The following is an 18,107-nucleotide window of genomic DNA, read 5'->3' on the forward strand; positions in this document are numbered from 1 at the left end:
CATCGTGACCGTGGGCATCTTCGCCCGCCATCGCGCCCGCGTGTGCCTGCTGGGCACCGAGCAGGGGGTCAGGACGCTGACCTTCGACTGATCCGCACCGCGAAGCGGGCCGGGTCCAGTGCGTCGACCAGGCTGGCCGGCGCCGGTACGGGCGCGCCGGTGACGGTGGCCGCCAGAAGTTCCCCGGCCAGCGCGGCATGAGTGATGCCGCGCGAGCCGTAACCGGCGGCGATGTACAGGCCGCGCTCGCGCGGCAGGAAGCGTGGCTGGTCCAGGCGCTGGCCCGCGCGGGCGGCGCCGGCCGGCGCCAGCGGCACCGGCCCCAGCAGCGGCAGGCGGTCGCCGGTCTGCATCCGCCAGCCGACGCGACCGCTGATCGCGGCACCGTGGATCGCCCAGCCGGTCAGGCGCTGCAGCGTGGCGAGGTTGGTGCGGTGGTCGGCCTCGCGCAGCGCAGGCTCCTCGTCGTCGGCCTGCGAGGTCGCGCCGCACAGCACCCGGCCGTCCGGCAGTTGAAGGGCATAGCCGCTATCGGCCAAAGCGAGCGGCAGACGCTGCGGCACACCGGCCAGCAGGCTGACCTGACCCCGCAGCGATTGCCAGGGCCAGGGTCTCTCGCCCCAGGGGCACAGCGGCCCGAGCAGGCGCATCGCATCGTGGCTGTTGGCCAGCACGATCGCTTCGCTGCGTGCAATGACGCGGCCGGCGGCGTCCAGCAGGCGCCAGCCGCCGCCATCGCGCTGCAGCGCGGCCACCGGCTCGCCGGTGCGCACCGCGATGCCCGGGCTTGCGAGCCATTGCTGCACCAGCAGGCCCGGCGCGACCCAGCCGCCGCCGGGGTAGTGCCAGGCCGCGCCGTGCACGGGCAGTCCGGCGAGTGCCGACGCCTGCTCGGCCGGCAGCGCCTGCACCCAGTCGGCTGGCAGCGCCTGCGCTGCGAGCAGCGCCTGCATCGCGTGCAGGGGCAGTTCGCGCTCGCCACGCAGCAGGCCACAGCCGCCGGGCAATGCGCCGGACCGGATCAAAGGCTGTAGCCCTTGCTGCGCGCGCAGTGCCGCCGCCCGCAGCCAGCGCGCATGCGCGCCATCGTGGGCATGCACGATGCCGTGGAACAGGCCGCCCGCGTTGCCCGATGTCGCGCTGCCGGGCTGCGCGGCCTGCTCGATCACCTCGACCGCGACGCCTTGCGCCGCCAGCGCACGCGCGACCCCGGCACCGGCCAGGCCGGCGCCGACGACGATCGCCTCGCGCGGCGCCAGGGGCTGGCGTGCCGGGGGGGCGGCGCTGGTCCAGCGCGGCGCGAAGCGGGCCACCGTCATGTCCCGCTTGCCGCCGAAGCCCGGCGCCTTCTCGACGATGAAGCCGCCTTGGGCCAGGCCCTCGCGCACCTCGCGCGCGACGCTCCAGGTGGCCAGCGTCGCGCCCGGCGCGCACAGGCGCGCCAGGCCGCGCAGGCGGTGGCGGTCCCACATCTGCGGATTGCGCGCCGGCGCGAAGCCGTCGAGGTAGATGGCATCGGCCTGCAGCACCAGATCGGGCAGCGCGTCGCGCAGGTCGGCCAGCACCAGCAGCAGGCGCACCTGGCCGCCGGCAAACTCCAGGACGTGGATATCAGGCGTTAGTGGCGGCCAGGCCTCGACGAGCTGGTCGGCCAGGTCCGGACAGGGCGAGGCGACCTGCGCGCGGCGCAGGTCGGCCTGCAGCGGGGGGTGCTTCTCGATCGAGACGAAGACCAGGCGCTCGCAGCGCGCCGGGTCGTCGCGCCAGGCGGCCCAGGTGGCGAGGAAGTTGTTGCCCAGGCCGAAGCCGGTTTCCAGCACGACGAAGCGCGGCGCGCCGGCCCATCGCCCGGGCAGGCCGTTGCCGCCGAGGAAGACATGGCGCGCCTGGCCTGCCGCGCCAGCGCGCGAGTGGTACACGTCGTCGAAGTCCGGCGCGCGCGGCGCACCGGGCGCGGTGAAGTCGATGCGTGCCGGCTGAATCGGTCCGAAGCTCATCGGGGCGCGTGAAGGGCAGGGGCCCGCAGCGTACGCCGGCTGGCCACGGCGCCAAAACAAAAGGGCACCGAAGTGCCCTTGTTGCCGACCACGAACATCAGCGCATCAGACGCGCTTGCGGTACTCGTGCGTGCGGGTGTCGATTTCGATCTTGTCGCCCTGGGCGACGAAGATCGGCACCGGGATCTCGAAGCCGGTGGCGATCTTGGCGGGCTTGAGCACCTTGCCCGAGGTGTCGCCCTTGACGGCCGGCTCGGTCCAGGTGATTTCGCGCACCACCGACGTCGGCAGTTCCACCGAGATGGCCTTGCCGTCATAGAAGACCACTTCGACCGGCATGCCGTCCTCGAGGTACTGGATGGCATCGCCCATGTTCTCGGCCTCGACCTCGAACTGGTTGTATTCGCTGTCCATGAAGACGTACATCGGATCGGCGAAGTAGGAGTAGGTGCACTCCTTCTTGTCCAGCACGATCTGGTCCATCTTGTCGTCGGCCTTGAAGACGACTTCGGTGCCGCTGTTGTTCAGCAGGCTCTTGAGCTTCATGCGCACGGTGGCTGCATTGCGGCCGCCGCGGGAGTATTCGGTCTTCAGCACCACCCAGGGGTCCTTGCCCTGCATGATGACGTTGCCGGCGCGGATTTCTTGAGCGATTTTCATGGGTCGACCTCTGGTCCGGAAGCCCGGACCTGCTGAATTGAAGCAAAGCCTTGAATTCTAGCGTCTTCGCGCAACGAATTCCTGCAATTGGGTGATGAGGTCGGCCTGGCCCATCAGGCGGTCGCGCCAGTCTGCGGCCGCCTGCGTCCAGGGGCCCGCGGCCGGCAGCCGATCCGGCCACGGCCCCAGCCCGTTCCAGGCCCGCCACAGCGCGCGCAAGGCGGGGTCGGCCTGGCCGGTGGCAGCGTCGAAACGGTCGAGGAAGGCGTCGAGCTTGGCCGCATGGGCGCCGTCATGCTGGGCATAGAGCTGCCACACGAAAGGCCGGCCCGGCCACTGGGCCTGCACGAAGGAGTCTTCGCCGCGGACGAGATTCAGGTCGGTGGCGTGCAGCAGCGCGTCGAAGCGCGGCTGCGGCAGCCAGGGCAGGGCGTGCGCGCGCAGCCCGGGCGGCAGCGGCTGGGCTGCGAGCTCGGACTGGGCCGGGCCCGCTGCGGCCAGCAGCAGCGTCGGCGCATCGGCCAGCAGGTCGAGCAGGGCGCGCAGCGGGCTGCCGGGGTAGCAGAACAGCAGCACGCAGCGCTCGTCGGGCCGCACGGCGACCTGCAGGGCCGCGAGCGTCTCCTGGCGATCCGGGGGCGGGGCTTGAGGGTGCATCAAGCCGCCGGTGCGCGGCGTGAAGCCAGGGTAGAAGAACCATTTGTCCAGTCCCGCCCCCGGCCCGCTGAACTGGGGTGAGCGCAGGCCGTGCGAGCGTTCGACGTAGTCCTCCGCGCTGAGGTACTCGAGGTTCACCCACACCGGCGCGGGCTGCCGCTGCGCCATGCGAGCGGTGAAGCGCGCCGGCGGATCGCAGCCGAAGGCTTCGATCACCACCTCGCCGGGCACGAGGTCGGCATCGGTCTCGGCCTGCAACCACGGGTGCAACATGACGCCGGCTGCGCCATCGGGTGCCATCCAGCGCAGCGCGCTGGCGTCGTCGATCCACAGGCGCACGCGCTCACCACGCTGCGCCAGCCCGGCGGCCAGGCGCCAGCAGACGCCGACGTCACCGAAGTTGTCGATCACGCGGCAGAACAGGTCCCAAAGCATCACCGGATTATCGAAGTGGCGACGACGGCAGAATCGCGGGCCGATGAGTGAGTTGCCGATCGACCCCAGCCCCGAAGCCGCACCGGAAGCGACGCGCGAGCGCCTGCTGGCCGAAGTGGCGGCGCTGCCCAGCCTGCCGGGCGTGTACCGCTACTTCGACGCGCAGGGCCAGGTGCTCTACGTCGGCAAGGCGCGCAGCCTGAAGAAACGGGTGGCCAGCTATTTCCACAAGGACCACGGCGGCACGCGCATCGGTCACATGATCGGCCGCATCGCGCGCCTGGAAACCACGGTGGTGCGCACCGAGGCCGAGGCGCTGCTGCTCGAGAACAACCTGATCAAGACGTTGAACCCGAAGTTCAACATCCTGTTCCGCGACGACAAGAGCTACCCCTACCTGAAGCTGGTGTCGCACGCGTTTCCGCGCATGGCCTACTACCGAGGCGCGGTGGACCGCAAGCACACGTACTTTGGGCCTTATCCCGGCGCCTGGGCGGTGAAGGAGACCATCCTGCTGCTGCAGAAGGCCTTCAGGCTGCGCACCTGTGAAGACACGGTGTTCGCGAACCGTTCGCGCCCCTGCCTGCTGTATCAGATCCGGCGCTGCTCGGGGCCTTGCGTCGGGCTGATCTCGCCGGCCGACTACGCGCGCGACGTGGCGCACGCCGAGCGCTTCCTGCGTGGCGATGCCGAGGACGTGATCGCCACCTTGCAAGGCCAGATGATGGCCTATTCCGATGCGCTGGAGTTCGAGCGCGCGGCCGAGGTGCGCAACCAGATCCAGGCCTTGTCGCGCGTGCTGCACCAGCAGTCGGTGGAAGAGAGCAGCCTGTCGGCGCGCGACCGCGATGTCGACATCCTGGCGGTGCGCGTGCAGGGCGGTCGCGCCTGCGTGAACCTGGCGATGGTGCGCGGCGGCCGCCACCTCGGTGATCGGGCCTACTTCCCGACGCATGTCGAGGAAGCCGCGGCGCTGTCGGCCGACGAGGTGGCCGAGCGCGCGGAGGCCGCATCGGTCGAGCAGCAGGTGCTGGAAGCCTTCATCGCGCAGCACTACCTCGGCGTCGCGCCGCCGCCGGCGCTGGTGGTGAGCCATGCGGTCGATGCCGCGCTGCTCGAAGCGCTGTCCGAGCAGACCGGCGTGCGCCTGACGGCGCAGCACCAGCCGCGCGAGCAGCGGCGCGTGTGGCTGGAGATGGCCGGCAAGGGCGCCGAGATCGCCTTGGCCCGGCTGCTGGCCGAAGAGGGTTCGCAGCGCGAGCGCACCCGGGCACTGGTCGATGCGCTGGACCTCGCGGTGCAGGACCTCGACGCATTTCGCATCGAGTGTTTCGACATCTCCCATACTGCCGGCGAATCGACGCTAGGCTCCTGCGTCGTCTACCAGAATCATGCGATGCGCAACAACGAATACCGCCGCTACAACATCGAAGGCGTGACCGGCGGCGACGACTATGCCGCGATGCGGCAGGTGCTGACGCGCCGTTACGCCAAGCTGGCCGAGGCACTTGCGGCCCCGGATGCGCCAGGCGCCGGGCAGGGCTCGGTACGCGGCCAGCGCATGCCCGATCTCGTGCTGGTCGACGGCGGCCGCGGGCAGGTGTCTATGGCGCGCGAGGTGTTCAGCGAACTGGGGCTGGACCTGTCGATCATCGTCGGCGTCGAGAAGGGCGAAGGCCGCAAGGTCGGACTCGAAGAGCTGGTGTTCGCCGATGGTCGTGAAAAGATCTACCTCGGCCATGACTCGGCCGCGTTGATGCTGGTGGCACAGATCCGCGACGAGGCGCACCGCTTCGCGATCACCGGCATGCGGGCGCGCCGCGCGCGGGTGCGCACTGGCGGCAGCAGCCTCGAGGAGATTGCCGGCGTCGGGCCGAAGAAGCGGGCGCGCCTGCTGCAGCGCTTTGGCGGCGTGCGCGGCGTGACGGCCGCGAGCGTCGACGACCTGGCCAGCGTCGATGGCATCTCGCATGAATTGGCGGAGACGATCTACCGTGCACTGCATTGAACCGGACAGCCAGGCCAGAAGCCCTTCGCGCCGACGCCTCGCGGGCCTGATGGCCACGGCCCTGCTCGCGGCCTGCGGCACCGCGCCCGCGCCGCGACCTGCCGCGCCAGCGCCGGCACCGGTCGCTGCGACCGCGGCAACGCCACTGGCCACGACCGCGCCGCCAGCCGCGGCCGCGTTGCCGCCAACGCGCCGCGCCCGCGACTGGAACGAATACCGCGTGCTGGCCGCGCTGCGCATCGTGGCCGCCAGCCGCGAGCGCAGCTACGACGGTCCGGTGCCCGAGCCCCTGCTGGCGATCCCGGTGCTGGAGGTCGAGCTCAACGGCGATGGCAGCGTGCGCAACATCAAGGTGCTGCGCAAGCCCAGGCAGGCGACGGACACCGTGCAGCTGGCGATCGATGCGGTGCACCGCGCGGCCCCCTTCGGCGACGTGCGCCACCTGCCGCGGCCGTGGCGATTCTCCGAAGTGTTCCTGTTCAACGACGACCGGCGCTTCAAGCCGAGCAGCCTCGACCTGTAATGCGGCGCGAGTCCGGCACAATGCCGGCATGTTCCTGACGCTGCCGACGCTGTTGACCTGGGCGCGCATTGTCGCGATCCCGCTGATCGTCGGCGTGTTCTACCTGCCCTGGCCGCCGGCGCTGTGCAACCTGATTGCCACGGTGATGTTCGTGGTGTTCGCGCTGACCGACTGGGCCGACGGCTGGCTGGCGCGCAGGCTGAACCAGACCTCGGCGTTCGGCGCCTTTCTCGATCCGGTGGCCGACAAGTTCCTGGTCTGCGCTTCGCTGCTGGTGCTGGTGCAGCTGGGGCGTGTGCATGCGCTCGTCGCGCTGGTGATCATCGGCCGCGAAATCGCGATCTCGGCGTTGCGCGAGTGGATGGCGCAGATCGGCGCCTCGCGCAGCGTCGCGGTGCACATGCTGGGCAAGCTGAAGACGACGACGCAGATGGTGGCGATCCCGTTCCTGCTGTACGACGGCAACCTGTTCGGGCTGATCGACACGCGGCTGTGGGGCACGGTGCTGCTGCTGGTGGCCACGGTGCTGACGATCTGGTCGATGGTGTACTACCTGCGCAAGGCCCTGCCCGAGATTCGCGCCAAGGCCGGTTGAGGTGTCCGTCATCGCCCGTTCGTCGGCGCCTGGACGCCCATGGGTCGCTGCGATGCCGGCGGTCTTCGTGCTGATCTGGAGCACCGGATTCATCGTCGCGCGCTATGGCATGCCGCATGCGCCGCCGCTGACCTTCCTGAGCTGGCGCTACGCGCTCTCGCTGTTGGCGTTCACCCCGTGGATCTGGCTGGCGCGCGCGCCCTGGCCGCGCGGCCCGGCGCAGTGGTGGCACCTGGCGGTGAGCGGCGTGCTGATGCACGCGGGCTACCTGGGCGGCGTGTGGGCCGCGGTTCGCCTGGGCATGTCGGCCGGCACCGTTGCATTGATCGTCGGCCTGCAGCCGCTGCTTACGGCCGTCTGGGTCAGCTGGCAGGGCGAGCATCGGGTCAGCCGCTGGCAGGCGTCCGGGCTGTTGCTCGGCTTGCTGGGCCTGGGCATGGTGGTGGGCCACAAGCTCCATGGCGGCATCGTGACGCCCGCCAATCTGGCACTGGCCCTGATGGCCCTGGCGTCGATCACGGTGGGCACGCTCTACCAGAAGCGCCATGTGAGCGCGCCTGACGTACGCACCGGCAACTTCGTGCAACTGGCGGCGGCCTGGCTTGTCAGTGCGCCGCTGTCCTGGATCGAGTCGAGCGGCATGCAGTGGCATCCCGAGCTGGTGGGGGCACTGGCCTGGTCCGTGCTGGTCCTGAGCCTGGGGGGCAGTTCGCTGCTGATGTGGTTGATCCAGCGCGGTGCGGCCACGCGGGTCACCAGCCTGTTGTACCTGGTGCCGCCCTGCACCGCGGTACTGGCCTGGCTGCTGTTCGACGAGACCCTCGCACCGATGGCGCTGGCCGGCATGGTGCTGTGCGTGCTGGGGGTTGCGCTGGTGCTGCGCGCCCCTGCTGCACGGGGAATGTCCGGGGATTGATTACGCATAGAATCGCGCCCTCGCGCTTGACACTGCCAGGGGCCACCGCTGTAATCAAGCAGACGCGGAGCACCGCGCATCACCCGGCAGTACACGGGCGTCCGGCCCCGAGCCGCCGTCCCACCGAATCCATCGAGACACCGTCGAGACACTCTTGAGAGGGGGTAACTTCGTGAACAAGTCCGAGCTGATCGAGCACATTGCCAAGCAGGCCGACATTTCCAAGGCTGCCGCCACGCGCGCGCTGGAGGCGCTCATTGGCGGCGTCAAGACCACCTTGAAGAAGAACGGCAGCGTATCGATCGTCGGTTTCGGCACCTTCGCCGTCAGCAAGCGTGCGGCCCGCAGCGGCCGCAACCCGCGCACCGGCGCCGCCATCAAGATCAAGGCCGCCAAGGTGCCGAAGTTCCGTGCCGGCAAGGGCCTGAAGGACGCCGTCAACTGACCGGGTGCGACTATCCGGTTCCAGCGGGTGCTTAGCTCAGTTGGTAGAGCGGCGCCCTTACAAGGCGTAGGTCGGGGGTTCGAACCCCTCAGCACCCACCACCGCTAGAATCGCGGTCCCGCTGCCGTCACCGGCGCGGCCAGCAGCATCACCAAGAAGGCGAACCTGGGTTCGCCTTTTTCGCGTGGCGTGGCCGCATCGCCAGCGCGCACGTTCTCCTGAAGGTCATTCATTCATGTTTGATTTCGTCCGGTCGCACACCAAGCTGCTGCAGTTGCTGCTGCTGGTGTTGATCCTGCCGTCGTTCGTCGTCTTCGGCATCCAGGGCTACTCGCGTTTCAATGAAGGCAACCTGCACACGGTGGCCAAGGTCGATGGCCAGCCCATCATGCAGACCGAATGGGACGAGGCCCATCGCCAGCAGAGCGAGCGGCTGCGCCGGCAGTTCCCGAACATCGACAGCAAGTTGCTCGACTCGCCCGAGGCACGCAAGGAGACGCTCGAGGCGCTGGTGCGCGAGCGGGTGATGCAGGCCGCCGCAGAGCGTGCGCACCTGAGCGTGTCGACCGACCGGATCGCGCGCGAGCTGCAGGCCATGCCCGAGCTCGCGACGATGAAGCGGCCCGACGGCAGCTTCGACGTCGCCGCCTACAAGGCCATCCTCGAAGCCCAGGGCATGAGCGCGGCGTCCTTCGAAGCCCGTGTGGCGCAGGACCTCAAGACGCGCCAGGTGCTGCGCGCACTGACCGACAGCGCGATCGCGCCGAACGCGGTGGTCGGCAGCGCGCTGGATGCGCTGCTGCAGCGGCGCGAGATCCGCTATGCGCGCTTCGACAACCAGGCCTACCTGCCCAAGGTCAATCCGGGCGATGCCGACATCGAGGCCTACTACAAGTCCCATGAGGCGGACTTCCGCGCGCCTGAACAGGCGACCATCGACTACGTCGTGCTCGACATGGAGTCGGTCAAGAAGGGCATCAAGGTCAGCGAAGACGAGCTGCGCAAGTACTACGCCGAGAACGATGCGCGCTACAAGGTGGCGGAAGAGCGTCGCGCGCGGCACATCCTGATCAAGGCCGACGCGGACGCTTCGGCCGACGTCAAGCAGAAGGCCAAGGCCAAGGCCGAAGCGCTGCTGGCCGAGTTGCGCAAGCACCCCGACACCTTTGCCGAGGTCGCCAAGAAGAACTCCGACGACGCGGAGTCGGCTGCGATCGGCGGCGACCTGAATTTCTTCGCGCGGGATGGGTTGGCGTCGAAGGCGCTGTCCGATGCGGCCTTCGCGATGAAGGTCGGCGAGATCAGCAACGTGATCGAGAGCGAGTTCGGCTACCACATCGTCAAGCTCGAAGCCACGCGCGGCGGCGACAAGAAGCCGTTCGAGGAAGTGCGCGCTGCGGTCGAAGACGAGGTGCGCAAGCAGCTGGCCCAGGCGCGCTGGGCGGCTGCGGCCGAAGAGTTCACCAATGCCGTCTACGAACAGTCCGACAGCCTGCAACCGGTGATCGACAAGCTCAAGCTCGAGAAGAAGAGCGCCACGGTGCAGCGCACGGCGGCGCCGGGTGCCACCGGGGTGCTGGCTTCGGCCAAGCTGCTCGAGCAGGTGTTTGCCAGTGACTCGATCCAGAACAAGCGCAACACCAGCGCCGTCGAGGTCGGGCCGCAGCAACTGGCTTCGGCCCACGTCACGCAGTACCAGGCCGCCCACACGGTGCCGCTGGCCGAGGTGAAGGACAAGGTTCGCGCCGCCGTGCAGGCCGAGCAGGCCGCCGCGCTGGCGCGCAAGGATGCTGATGCGCGCCTGGCCCAACTGCGCAAGGATGGCGAGGGCGAACTGCCGACCGCGGCCACGGTCGCGCGCAACAAGCCCGAAGGACTGCCGCGCGCTGCACTCGATGCCGTGCTGCGGGCCGATGCGGGCAAGCTGCCGGCCTATGTGTCGGTCGAAGTGCCGGGCCAGGGCTTCATCGTTGCGCGCATCGACAAGGTCCTGCCGCGCGAGGTGGTCGAGGCCGACGCCCCGCGCCTGCAGGGCCAGTATGCGCAGGTGTGGGCGCAGGCCGAGTCGCAGGCCTACTACCAGGCACTGCGCAAGCGTTTCAAGGTCGAGGAAAAGGGCGCCGCCGCGCTGGCTGCCGATGCGGCGGCTTCGGCGGCCAGCCGCTGACAACGGCGTTGCGCCGGCCACGGGCGCAGCCAAAGAAAAAGCCGGGCAGTGCCCGGCTTTTTTCATGCTGTCCTGGGGTGGCTGATGGGACTCGAACCCACGACGACCAGAATCACAATCTGGGACTCTACCAACTGAGCTACAGCCACCGTCGAAGCTGCGAAGTATAGCGCGAGCGGCGGGCGCTTCATCAGGGCCGCGTGCCCATCAGAGGCACGCGTACCTCGCAGGCAATGCCGCGCGTGCTGCGCTCGCGCCAGCGCACGTCGCCGCCCAGCAGCTTCACCCGTTTGCGCACGCCGCCCAGGCCGAGGCCGTGTGACCAGGCCTCAGGGGCGCGCCCGATGCCATCGTCGACCACCGTCAGCGTCAACCGGCCGCGCTCGAGCAGGCAATGGATCTCGACCTGGCTGGCCTGCGCATGGGCAATGATGTTGTTGACCAGCTCCCGCAGCACGCGTGTCAGGCCCGACCATTGCACCACGGTGAGCGGGATGTCACGGTCGGCGGCGAAGGACCACTCGAGTTCGCAGTGGGTGAGGTTCAGGCGCTGCGTGATGTCTGCCTTCCACTCGGCCGCGGCATGCGAGAGCCTGTGGTTCGACTTGGCCAGCCCGCGCGTCAGGGTCTTCAAGTCCTGCAGCGTGTGGCGAACGTACTCCTCCATCTCGGGGTTCTGGGCCTTGTACATCAGCGTCAGCAGTCGCGCGCCGATGTCGTCATGCAGGTCTTGCGCGATGCGCGCACGCTCCTCGCTGCGGCCTTGTTCGACCGCATGGTCGTAGGCCACCGCGCGGCGCAGTTGTTCGAGCACGCGGTCGGTCAGGCGCGCGTCCTCGCTGGTGAACAGGCGCCGGCCACGCCGCGCGTAGCGCAGCACGATGGCCGCGGCCTCCTCGCCCTCGGCTGCGCCGGGCAGGCGGGGCACCGGCACCACCAGGGTCGAGCCATCGGGCGCGACCCGCGTTCGCGACACGGGCCGCGGTGTGCGCACCACCTCCAGCGGTTCGAACAGTTCGCGCAGCAGCTTGGTCAACTGGTCGCCGGTCTTGCGCGGTGCTGCCTCGATCTCGCGCGCGACGCGGTACAGGCTTTCGAACATTCGTTCGGCGCTGAGCACGCCGCTGCCGAGGAAGTGGCTGACCAGCCATTGGCGCGCACCGGCATACAAGGCCAACGAAACGAAAAGCGCCAGGGTCAGCGAAGCGAACTGGCCGAGGGCGAACACGGCGACGAACAGCAGATCGAGCGAGGTGGCCACCGTGCTGATGCCGGCCAGCATCGCGAACTCGCGCATCACGTGCTGCGAGCGCGACATGAAGGGCACCAGCAGCAGCAGCGAGGTGAAGAACACGTACCAGATCATCGAGCCCAGCGTTGCCACGCCGTAGGGCGCAGGGTCCTCGCGGCTGATCAACGCGACGGCCAGGGTCAACAGCAGCAGCGTGCCATTGGCCGCGAAGCCCAGGCGCCGCAGCACCAGCGAGACCGGGTGTGGCTCGCGCCGGTATGACCAGCTCAGCACCAGCAGCACGACCACGCCGTACAGGATCAGCAGGCCCTGCGTGGCCCACCATTGGCTGGGCAGCGGACCCGTGGCGACACGCAGGCCGAAGCCCAGCGCCAGCAGCCAGCCGGCAGCGGCCAGCCAGCGCGCCCGCGGCAGGCGCAGCGGGTGGATCAGGCAGGCATGCAGGATGGCCGCCATGGTCAGCAGGTCGCACCAGGTGCGCAGCACCAGGTCCAGGCGCGCGAAGCCGGGCGACACGCCGATGCCCCACAGCGATTCGGTGGCCATCAGCAACAGGTTGCCGCTCTGGCACAGCGCGACCAGCGCATACATGCCGTTGGCGACGCTGGGGCTGGCCAGTGCGACCACGACGCCGATCAGGTACAGCACCAGGGCCAGGCCGCACAGCAACCAGAACAAGGGGCCCAGACCGGTGAAGCGGCGCGGCTGGGGCGACACCTCGACGCTGCTGCGGTCATCGAAGCGAAAGCTCAGCACCGGCTGCTGAAGCGCCGCGCCCAGGCGCTGCTGCAAGCCCATCTGACGCTCACGTTCGGCGTCAGCCACCAGCCAGCGCGGCGAGCGCTGCAGCAAGGCGGCGTCGGCCTCGATGCGGCTGCCGTCGGGCAGCTCGATGGCCTGCAGCACGCGTCCGACCTTGCTGCGCAGGCGGGCGTCTTCGGCGGCCACCAGTTCGACGCCACCGGCGCCGGTGAGACGCCACTGAGCGTCCAGGTGCGGCAGGGCGGACAGCAGCCGCAGCACCGCGAACAGGCCAACGCTGCCCAGCAATGCCAGCATCACCAGCATCCGCAGGCGCCAGCCGAGCCAGCGCGCCATCGAGGCATTGCGTGGCAGCAACGCCTGGTCGACCCAGCGCGAGTCGAGGGTTGAATCGTGGCGCGATTCGGGCGCGTTGTCCTGAGGGTCCGGGGGCGCCGCAGGCGCGGCCCCCGTTGCGGACGAGGCCGCCGCTGGCGGAGCCGACGCGCCGTTCACGGCCTGCGCTCCAAGGGCCGGGCCAGGCCCGGCCACTTCACACCAGGCCTTGCTTGGTGGCCAGTACCGCCGCCTCCGCGCGGCTGGACACGTTGAGCTTCTTGTAGATGGACTTGATGTGGTCGTTGACCGTGAACCACTTGATGCCCATCAGGCTGGCGATCTCCTTGATCGTGAAGCCCTTGCTGAGGTACGTGAGCACCTCGCTCTCGCGCGGGGTGAGGCGGTCATGCTCGGGCGGCTTCTCGATCGGCACCGGACGACTCGGTGCGCCGAAGTCGAGGGGTGCAAAGCCGGAATCGGGCGCCGGCCCGTCGCTGCGCGAGCCACTGCGGAAATGCGTCAGCAGTCGACGCGCAATGGCAGGCGACAGAGGGGGCTGGCCGCGCACGATCTTCTGCAACTCCTCGACCAGCACCTCGAAGCGGTCTTCCTTCAACAGGTAGCCGTCGGCACCACACTGCAGCGCGGGAAAGAGGTGATCGTCGTCCGAGTACAAGGTGGTGACGACCTTGGTGGCCGGGTACTGCGTCAGTTCGGCCAGCAGTTCCATGCCGTTGCCGTCAGGCAGTTCGAGATCGACCAGGATCAGCTTGAACGGGTCGACACCATGCAGGCCGCTCGGGCCGCCGGTCAGGCTGATCTGGCGGCGCGCGGATTCCAGGTCGCCGGCTTCGGTGATGACGATGGCATCGCTGAAGCTTTCGCGCACCACACGGCACAGGAAGCTGCGTGCGACCGGGTTGTCTTCGAGTATGAGGACCTTGACGGCCATGGCGTTTTCTCCCGTGCGGGATGCTAGCGCAGATGGCCCGCAGCCGGCCCCCTGCCCAGGGGGAGTGCCGGCCCGGTTGTCACCAACATTTACGGATTCGTCAACACCACCTTGCCGAGCACCTGGCGGCCGCTCATGCGGGCATAGGCGGCGTGCAGCTGGCCCATCGGCAGCAGTTGGTCGATCACGGGCTTGATCTTGCCTTCGGCGTACCAGGCACTCAATTGCGCCAGCGAGGCGGCGTTGGCCTGGGGTTCGCGGCGGACAAAGTCGCCCCAGAACACGCCGACGATCGAGGCGCCCTTGAGCAGGGCCAGGTTGAAGGGCAGCGACGGGATGCCCCCGGCGGCAAAGCCGATCACGAGGTAGCGCCCGCGCCACGCGATCGACCGGAACACCGGCTCGGCGAGGTCGCCACCGACGGGGTCGTAGACCACGTCGGGGCCCTTGCCTTCGGTCAGCGTCTTCAAGGCATCACGGATGTTCTCGGTGCTGTAGTTGATCGTCGCATCGGCGCCGAGCGATTTGCACAGCGCGCATTTCTCGTCGGTCGAGGCGGCCGCGATCACGCGCGCACCCGCGGCCTTGGCGATCTGCAGCGCGGCGGTGCCGACACCGCCGGCCGCGCCCAGTACCAGCACGGTCTCGCCGGGCTTCAGCGCACCACGGTCCATCAAGGCATGGTGCGAGGTGCCGTAGGTGAAGGCAAACGCCGCCGCGTGCTCGAAGGCAAAGCCGGGCGGCAGCGGCAGCAGCTTGTCTGCCGGCACGATGGCATGCGTGCCGAACCCGCCCGTGCCCGCGAGCGCCGCCACGCGGTCACCGGCCTTGAAGGCCGTGACACCGGGGCCCACCGCATCGACGACGCCGGCATATTCCGAGCCCGGCACGAAGGGCAGCGGAGGCTTGAACTGGTACTTGTTCTGGACGATCAGGATGTCCGGGAAATTCAGGCTCGCGGCCCGCACGGCCAGTCGCACCTGTCCGGGACCGGGCTCGGGCGTCGGCACTTCCTTCCATTGCAGGGCTTCGACGCCGATCGGGTTCTCGCATATCCAGGCTTGCATGGCGGGTGTCTCCATCTCGAAGCGCCGGATCATAGGCAGCGGGTCGCACACAACACGTCACCAGGGTGACGGCTGCCTACAATCGCGCGCATGCGGATCCCGACGCTCACTTCGTTCGCCGCCCCCGAGGGGGCGCACCAGCGCCTGCGTGCGGCCGGGCAGCCCTGACATGCGCATCCTGATCGCCAACGACGATGGCTATCTCGCGCCCGGGCTGGCCGCGCTGGTGCGCGCCATGCAGGGCCTGGGGGAACTGCGCGTGATCGCGCCCGAGCAGAATGCCAGTGGCACCTCGAATGCGCTCACCTTGAATCGACCACTGTCCGTGTTCGAGGCGCAGGGCGAGGCCCAGCGTGGCTTTCTGGTCGTCAACGGCACGCCGTCCGATTGCGTGCACGTGGCCCTGACCGGCGTGCTCGACCAGCGACCGGACCTGGTGGTCTCGGGGATCAACCAGGGCGCCAACATGGGCGACGACACGCTCTACTCCGGCACCGTGGCGGCGGCGATGGAGGGCTATCTGTTCGGCATTCCGTCGATCGCGTTCTCGCAGGTCGACAAAGGCTGGGCACATCTCGATGCCGCGGCCCGTGTGGCCCGCGCGGTGGTCGAGCAGGTGCTGGCCGACCCGCCCGCGCAGCGCCCCTGGCTGCTGAACGTGAACATCCCCAATCGGGCCGATGCCGACCAGCTGCCGCGGCGGGTCACGCGTCTGGGCCGCCGACACGCCAGTGAGCCGGTGGTTCGGCAGACCAGCCCGCGCGGGGACACCATCTACTGGATCGGTCCGGCCGGCGATGCGCGCGAGGCGGGCGAGGGCACCGACTTCCATGCCACCGCGAACGGCTGCGTGTCGATCACGCCGCTGCAGGTCGACCTGACCGAGCATGCGACGCTGCCGCAGTGGCGTGCGCGGCTGGGCGACGGGCCGCGCGCATGACGCGTCGCCACGGTCCGTCGGCCCCGCGCTTTCCGCTGCCGCTGGACAAGCTTGGCAGCAAGTCCGGTTCGCCCGCAACGCGCGAGCCCTTGAGGCCGCAGCGCCTGCTGCGCGAGGCCGCGCAGGACGCGGCGCGCCTGGCCACGCCCAGTGGCCTCGGCCTCGACTCTGCCCTGGTGCGCCAACGCATGGTGGAGCGGCTGCGGGCCGAAGGTCTGCGCTGCGAGCCGGTGTTTGCGGCGATGCTGCAGGTGCCGCGCCACGCCTTCGTCGATACCGCGCTGGTCGGCCAGGCTTATGAGGACACCAGCCTGCCCATCGGCCTGGGCCAGACGATTTCCAAGCCCTCGGTCGTTGCCCGCATGATCGAGCTGCTGTACGGCGGCGAATCGGCGCGCCGGCACGGCCATCTCGGCAAGGTGCTGGAGGTCGGCACGGGCTGCGGCTACCAGACGGCGCTGCTGGCACGCCTCGGCCGACGCGTGGTCTCGATCGAACGGCTGCGCCCGCTGTTCGACAAGGCCACGGCCAACCTCGCGACCTGGCGGCTCGACAGCGTGCGCCTGGTCCATGGCGACGGCATGCTGGGACATGGCCCCAACGCGCCGTTCGACAGCATCATCGCGGCCGCCGGCGGCGACGCCGTGCCGCAGGCCTGGCTCGATCAGCTGGCCGTGGGGGGCCGGCTGGTCGCGCCCATGCACCACGCCGCATCGGGCGGACAGATCCTCATGGTCGTCGATCGCACGGCCACGGGCTGGCAGCGCTCGCAACACGAGGGTGTCCATTTCGTCCCTCTAAAATCGGGCGTCCTCTGACATGGCCTTTCATTGGCCTCCCAACATGCTTCATCGACTGCCGTTGCTGAGTCTCGTGCTGGTGCTGTTGATGGCGGGGTGTGCCTCGTCGCAGCACAAGGCGCCGATCGAAGACCGCACGACATCGCCTCGGCAGGCCGGTGCTGCGCCGACCGCCCAGGTGCCCGCGCCCGATGCGAAGCCCTTGCCTGGCGCGGAGAACGCCGGCAAGCCCGGGTACTACTCGGTGAAGCCAGGCGACACCCTGATCCGCATCGGCCTCGACAACGGGCAGAACTGGCGCGACATCGTGCGCTGGAACGGGATCGACAACCCGAACCTGATCGAAGTCGGACAGGTGCTGCGCGTGGTGCCGCCGGGCCTCGATCCATCCGCCGTGGCCGCTCGTGCGGTGGCCCCGCCACGCGCCGAGGCGCGACCGCTCGACGCGAAGCCGCCGGTGGCCGCGGCGTCCTCACCGGCGTCGGCCGCATCGGCCACGGCGGTGGCAGCCTCGGCGAGCGGGGGCGCTTCGGCGCCGGCCGCAGCGTCGGCGCCGGCTGCGCCGGTTGCCGCGTCGCGCGAGGGCGACGATGACCTGAACTGGCAGTGGCCGGCCGCCGGCCCGGTGATCGGTGGGTTCGAAGAGGGGCGCAGCAAGGGCCTGGCGATCAGCGGCAAGGCCGGCGACCCCGTGCTGGCGGCCGCCGATGGCCGCGTCGTCTATGCCGGCTCCGGGCTGCGCGGCTACGGCAACCTCGTGATCGTCAAACATAACAACACATACCTGACCGCCTACGCGCACAATCAGACCCTGCTGGTCAAGGAGGATCAGGTCGTGCGACGCGGACAGAGGATTGCCGAGATGGGCTCCAGCGATGCCGAGCGGGTGCAGTTGCACTTCGAGATCCGTCGCCAGCTGTTGCCGCCGCGCTGAAGCCCACGGCCATGCAGATGGCTCCAGCACCATGGGCAGTTGAAGCCGCGCGATGCGCGCAGGCCGACCACGGGATGCACCATGGGCAGGAAGCTGGCGCGATGCGCGCCGCCGCGCCGATGGATGCGGCAACGCCGGTCGCTGGCCCCAGACGGCCACGGTGATGGCGCCGAGGGGCTGATCAACGGCGTCGAGCTTCCCGCAGGCGATGCCGACATCGGCAACACACTGCAGCTGTACTTGCGGGACATCCGGCGCGCGCCGCTGTTCACCCCGAAGAAGAGTTCCTGACCGCGACCCGCGCACGCCAGGGCGATTTCGATGCGCGGCAGGCGATGATCGAGCGCAACCTGCGCTGGTCGTGAGCATCGCGAAGAACTACCTCGGCCGCGGCCTGCCGATGCCCGACTTGATCGAGGAGGGCAATCTCGGCCTGATGCGCGATTGCGAAGTTCGAGTTGAGCGCGGCTTCCGTTTCTCGACCTACGCCTCGTGGTGGGTGCGCCAGAGCATCGAGCAGGCGATCATGCACCAGGCGCGGCTCGTGCGGCTGCTGCCGGTGCATGTGGTGCGCGAGCTGAACCAGGTGCTGAAGATGCGCCGTTCGCTGGAAGCGCAGAGTTCCCTTCGACCCGATGCCGGCCGTGGCGTGCGCATCGAAGACATCGCGCAGCGCCTG

15 protein-coding genes, 2 tRNA genes and 2 pseudogenes are annotated in these 18,107 nt (G+C 69.4%); 12 read left to right on the forward strand and 7 right to left on the reverse strand.

From position 1 onward, the window contains the following. Positions 1-91 (forward strand): annotated as a pseudogene (locus tag ACILR4_RS27395) (ribose 5-phosphate isomerase A); the annotation flags it as partial. Here the strand turns inward: ACILR4_RS27395 and mnmC are convergent. From mnmC to earP, 3 genes are all read right to left on the reverse strand, one after another. Next, the gene (mnmC, locus tag ACILR4_RS27400; protein WP_395704072.1) at positions 69-1,997 is read right to left on the reverse strand and encodes an FAD-dependent 5-carboxymethylaminomethyl-2-thiouridine(34) oxidoreductase MnmC; all 1,929 of its coding nucleotides are present in this window, start codon (positions 1,995-1,997) and stop codon (positions 69-71) included. The pseudogene ACILR4_RS27395 and the gene mnmC sit on opposite strands and share 23 nt — an antisense overlap. 105 nt (positions 1,998-2,102) lie before the next feature. Then, on the reverse strand, positions 2,103-2,657 hold the full coding sequence (gene efp, locus ACILR4_RS27405; protein WP_395704073.1) for an elongation factor P: 555 nt from the start codon (positions 2,655-2,657) through the stop codon (positions 2,103-2,105). Between the two features lie 57 nt (positions 2,658-2,714). Further along, positions 2,715-3,749, reverse strand: a complete 1,035-nt coding sequence (gene earP / locus ACILR4_RS27410; RefSeq protein WP_395704074.1) for an elongation factor P maturation arginine rhamnosyltransferase EarP — start codon at positions 3,747-3,749, stop codon at positions 2,715-2,717. Between the two features lie 43 nt (positions 3,750-3,792). Here earP and uvrC point away from each other — a divergent pair, with 43 nt between their 5' ends. From uvrC to ACILR4_RS27445, 7 genes are all read left to right on the forward strand, one after another. Beyond that, entirely contained in the window at positions 3,793-5,757 is a 1,965-nt protein-coding gene (gene uvrC, locus ACILR4_RS27415) for an excinuclease ABC subunit UvrC (RefSeq protein WP_395704075.1), read from the forward strand. 49 nt (positions 5,758-5,806) lie between these two features. After that, on the forward strand, positions 5,807-6,280 hold the full coding sequence (locus ACILR4_RS27420; RefSeq protein WP_395704076.1) for a hypothetical protein: 474 nt from the start codon (positions 5,807-5,809) through the stop codon (positions 6,278-6,280). A gap of 28 nt (positions 6,281-6,308) precedes the next feature. Then, complete coding sequence (gene pgsA / locus ACILR4_RS27425) at positions 6,309-6,875, forward strand: CDP-diacylglycerol--glycerol-3-phosphate 3-phosphatidyltransferase (protein WP_395704077.1); 567 nt, start codon at positions 6,309-6,311, stop codon at positions 6,873-6,875. A 52-nt stretch (positions 6,876-6,927) separates the two neighbouring features. Beyond that, entirely contained in the window at positions 6,928-7,791 is an 864-nt protein-coding gene (locus ACILR4_RS27430) for a DMT family transporter (protein WP_395704078.1), read from the forward strand. Positions 7,792-7,963: 172 nt separating this feature from the next. Beyond that, positions 7,964-8,236, forward strand: a complete 273-nt coding sequence (locus ACILR4_RS27435) for an HU family DNA-binding protein (RefSeq protein WP_325422336.1) — start codon at positions 7,964-7,966, stop codon at positions 8,234-8,236. Between the two features lie 25 nt (positions 8,237-8,261). After that, positions 8,262-8,337, forward strand: a tRNA-Val gene (locus ACILR4_RS27440). 134 nt (positions 8,338-8,471) lie between these two features. Further along, a complete protein-coding gene (locus tag ACILR4_RS27445; RefSeq protein ID WP_395704079.1) occupies positions 8,472-10,403 on the forward strand; it encodes a SurA N-terminal domain-containing protein in 1,932 nt (643 codons plus the stop codon). A 73-nt stretch (positions 10,404-10,476) separates the two neighbouring features. Here ACILR4_RS27445 and ACILR4_RS27450 read toward each other — a convergent pair. The 4 genes from ACILR4_RS27450 to ACILR4_RS27465 all read right to left on the reverse strand — a co-directional run bounded on the left by ACILR4_RS27450 (position 10,477) and on the right by ACILR4_RS27465 (position 14,754). Further along, positions 10,477-10,552 (reverse strand) — tRNA-His (locus ACILR4_RS27450). 41 nt (positions 10,553-10,593) lie between these two features. Further along, positions 10,594-12,753, reverse strand: coding sequence for a sensor histidine kinase (locus ACILR4_RS27455; protein ID WP_395704080.1), 2,160 nt, complete (start codon positions 12,751-12,753; stop codon positions 10,594-10,596). 196 nt (positions 12,754-12,949) lie between these two features. Continuing rightward, positions 12,950-13,687: a LuxR C-terminal-related transcriptional regulator gene (locus ACILR4_RS27460; protein WP_395704081.1), complete on the reverse strand. Its 738-nt coding sequence runs from the start codon at positions 13,685-13,687 to the stop codon at positions 12,950-12,952. A gap of 89 nt (positions 13,688-13,776) precedes the next feature. Beyond that, the gene (locus ACILR4_RS27465) at positions 13,777-14,754 is read right to left on the reverse strand and encodes an NADPH:quinone oxidoreductase family protein (protein ID WP_395704082.1); all 978 of its coding nucleotides are present in this window, start codon (positions 14,752-14,754) and stop codon (positions 13,777-13,779) included. 169 nt (positions 14,755-14,923) lie between these two features. On the opposite strand from ACILR4_RS27465, the gene surE reads away from it, so the two are divergent. The 4 genes and pseudogenes from surE to ACILR4_RS27485 form a co-directional block, all read left to right on the forward strand. Beyond that, a complete protein-coding gene (gene surE / locus ACILR4_RS27470) occupies positions 14,924-15,694 on the forward strand; it encodes a 5'/3'-nucleotidase SurE (protein ID WP_395704083.1) in 771 nt (256 codons plus the stop codon). Next, positions 15,691-16,512, forward strand: a complete 822-nt coding sequence (locus tag ACILR4_RS27475; protein WP_395704084.1) for a protein-L-isoaspartate(D-aspartate) O-methyltransferase — start codon at positions 15,691-15,693, stop codon at positions 16,510-16,512. The genes surE and ACILR4_RS27475 overlap by 4 nt, the downstream gene beginning before the upstream one ends. A 25-nt stretch (positions 16,513-16,537) precedes the next feature. Beyond that, positions 16,538-17,428, forward strand: a complete 891-nt coding sequence (locus tag ACILR4_RS27480; RefSeq protein ID WP_395704085.1) for a peptidoglycan DD-metalloendopeptidase family protein — start codon at positions 16,538-16,540, stop codon at positions 17,426-17,428. 123 nt (positions 17,429-17,551) lie between these two features. Further along, positions 17,552-18,107: pseudogene (locus ACILR4_RS27485) on the forward strand (sigma-70 family RNA polymerase sigma factor); the annotation flags it as partial.

Source organism: Aquabacterium sp. (genome assembly GCF_044226965.1).
In the GTDB taxonomy this organism is placed as follows: Bacteria; Pseudomonadota; Gammaproteobacteria; order Burkholderiales; family Burkholderiaceae_C; genus Pseudaquabacterium.

Coding starts and splice junctions, on each gene's coding strand:
- mnmC (WP_395704072.1), bottom strand. CDS start 1,997: ATGAGCTTCGGACCGATTCAGCCGGCACGCATCGACTTCACCGCGCCC.
- efp (WP_395704073.1), bottom strand. CDS start 2,657: ATGAAAATCGCTCAAGAAATCCGCGCCGGCAACGTCATCATGCAGGGC.
- earP (WP_395704074.1), bottom strand. CDS start 3,749: ATGCTTTGGGACCTGTTCTGCCGCGTGATCGACAACTTCGGTGACGTC.
- uvrC (WP_395704075.1), top strand. CDS start 3,793: ATGAGTGAGTTGCCGATCGACCCCAGCCCCGAAGCCGCACCGGAAGCG.
- ACILR4_RS27420 (WP_395704076.1), top strand. CDS start 5,807: ATGGCCACGGCCCTGCTCGCGGCCTGCGGCACCGCGCCCGCGCCGCGA.
- pgsA (WP_395704077.1), top strand. CDS start 6,309: ATGTTCCTGACGCTGCCGACGCTGTTGACCTGGGCGCGCATTGTCGCG.
- ACILR4_RS27430 (WP_395704078.1), top strand. CDS start 6,928: ATGCCGGCGGTCTTCGTGCTGATCTGGAGCACCGGATTCATCGTCGCG.
- ACILR4_RS27445 (WP_395704079.1), top strand. CDS start 8,472: ATGTTTGATTTCGTCCGGTCGCACACCAAGCTGCTGCAGTTGCTGCTG.
- ACILR4_RS27455 (WP_395704080.1), bottom strand. CDS start 12,753: ATGGCGCGCTGGCTCGGCTGGCGCCTGCGGATGCTGGTGATGCTGGCA.
- ACILR4_RS27460 (WP_395704081.1), bottom strand. CDS start 13,687: ATGGCCGTCAAGGTCCTCATACTCGAAGACAACCCGGTCGCACGCAGC.
- ACILR4_RS27465 (WP_395704082.1), bottom strand. CDS start 14,754: ATGCAAGCCTGGATATGCGAGAACCCGATCGGCGTCGAAGCCCTGCAA.
- surE (WP_395704083.1), top strand. CDS start 14,924: ATGCGCATCCTGATCGCCAACGACGATGGCTATCTCGCGCCCGGGCTG.
- ACILR4_RS27475 (WP_395704084.1), top strand. CDS start 15,691: ATGACGCGTCGCCACGGTCCGTCGGCCCCGCGCTTTCCGCTGCCGCTG.
- ACILR4_RS27480 (WP_395704085.1), top strand. CDS start 16,538: ATGCTTCATCGACTGCCGTTGCTGAGTCTCGTGCTGGTGCTGTTGATG.